General features: G+C 29.9%; 2 protein-coding genes and 1 pseudogene. All 3 read left to right on the forward strand.

The features are described from left to right. Positions 1–254: 254 nt before the first annotated feature. Entirely contained in the window at positions 255–872 is a 618-nt protein-coding gene (locus GNY06_RS01540) for a replication initiation protein (protein WP_244614327.1), read from the forward strand. Beyond that, positions 836–976 (forward strand): hypothetical protein, encoded by a 141-nt coding sequence (locus GNY06_RS13935; protein WP_244614328.1) that lies wholly within the window; start codon positions 836–838, stop codon positions 974–976. Before GNY06_RS01540 ends, GNY06_RS13935 begins: the two co-directional genes overlap by 37 nt. A 900-nt stretch (positions 977–1,876) precedes the next feature. Beyond that, positions 1,877–2,051, forward strand: a pseudogene (locus tag GNY06_RS15435) (IS982 family transposase); the annotation flags it as partial.

Genomic DNA, 2,051 nt, shown 5'->3' on the forward strand with positions numbered 1-2,051 from the left:
GTCTCCTGTGAAATACAGAGAAAAGGAAAAACAGAAACTTGCTGTTATAAATTAACAGAAAATAAATTGGGTACAATATGAAAAATTGTCTAATTTTAAATCGTACTAAAAAAGGGAAGCCTACATGGTTATTCTGCCGTTATGATGGATATTCTTTTTATGGTGCTTTCTTCTCTTGAAGTGGGTCAATTGGAATATACATCCACATTCAGGACATTGAAGCTATTACGGGGCGTAAATAGAATTTAAAGCAATTGCGGGAAGCAACTGAAAGTATTGGTTCTCGAATGTTTGAAATAGAAACAAAGGAGAGTTTAGAACAAATATGGCTTTTTTCTAGTGTTAAATATTTATTCGGAACTGGTTCTTTTTCAGTTAAACTAAATGATGAAGCTCTGCCCTATTTTTTTGAACTGAAAAACAATTTTACTGCAATGCAGTTGAAATTGGGTTTAAACTGTTCTTCTAAATATGCCAAAAGGTTTTACGGAACTGCCTGTCAATGGCGGAGTTTGGCAAGTAAACGATTTGAAATTGAAGAGTTAAAAAAAATGCTCGGATTAATTGACAAAAAAGGGAATGAACAATTTAAAAGAATAAACGACTTTAAAAAATATGTTTTAGACATTGCAAAAAAGCAAATCAATGAAAATACAGATATTGAAATTGATTTCGAACTTAAAAAGCGTGGACGCTCCTACCATTGGGTTATAATACAAATGAACACCCAAAAATTCAAACAATTAGAAATTAGCTTTCAAAACTCAATAGATGTTCAAAAATTCTCCTGTAAATTGACCGTTTATGGCTTAACTCAAGGCCAAGCTAACCTTCTATGCAAAAAGAAAAAGAAGCCGATTTTGATGCCTTAATTCGAGATTTGGACAATCAGGTAAGAACCGGAAAATTAAAGATGGAAAAATCTTTTGCTTATTTGGTGAGTATTTATCAGAAAAAAGGAATTTCACCAAGTTAAAGAATAATACATATATGTTTATCAAATAATTACACGGTTGTATCTTACTTTAGGCCCGAATGGAAACTTTAGAACACAAGTTGTAAATTCTATGTGCTTCATTTATTTCTAATAATCCACTAATGTAACTCAGCTTTCATAGCACATAGAATTCACAACATATTGGTGGTCGCTTTTGCAGCATTCTCCAAGTAGGGGTCAGCTCACTAATAGAGTCCCTTTTTTGTTGATAATTAATAAAATCACAGTTACTACATCCAAATAGAATTTCAAATTAAGCGCTTTTAAGCGCGAATTAATCATTTTTATATTCTCTTCGGTTGTTTTACCTTATAAAAAGAATTTATCTTGCTTAAATCAGGCTCTATTGAAGCCTGTTCAAGTTTAGATATCTGTTTTTTTTCTGCAACAGAAGTGTATCTCTTTGACTTTTTATATTTATACACTTATCCACATTGTTTTATAATACTTTTTTTCTTTAATAAATATTATATATACTTAATTATATTTATAGCAAGTAAAAAAAGCCTGAAACACATTATTAGAAGCAATTCTTTAAACTATGATTTCTTACATACCCCGAAATGATTATAAAGTTTGTTAGTAAAAAAAACTATAAAGCGTATATTTTTTTTGCTTTCTTTTTGAGTTTCCCACATTATTTTTTTTCTTACACACCCCAAAAGGGAAAATTTCTTTGTTTTTTCCGACTATTAATAAATTTGTCCGTAAGAACATATAAAAAGCAGGTGAGCTGAAAGCGAACGCCATTTAAAACAATTGCTTTTTAAAATCAATAGGTTTATAATATATAACCCGTGGTGCATTTAGGATAAAAAAAAAGGAGCTGCTCATTATTAGATAAATACCTAAATTTAATAGTCTAACAAACGATTAAATATGAACAGTTTTACCGCAAATTATGAAGAAATATTAGAGATACTGATGACAATTGAAAGTAAAATGAATTTTTTAAATCAAATCCGCAATCCCAAATTGTCAGATCTTGAGTTAATCTCCATAGACTTAACTTCAGAATTTATGAGTATTGATTCAGAGCGGGATTTATTCAGAA

It is taken from the genome of Elizabethkingia argenteiflava (assembly GCF_009904105.1).
Classification (GTDB): domain Bacteria; phylum Bacteroidota; class Bacteroidia; order Flavobacteriales; family Weeksellaceae; genus Elizabethkingia; species Elizabethkingia argenteiflava.

What these genes read in the sequence shown, in the direction of transcription:
- GNY06_RS13935 (WP_244614328.1), top strand. Translation starts at nt 836, where the DNA reads ATGCAAAAAGAAAAAGAAGCCGATTTTGATGCCTTAATTCGAGATTTG.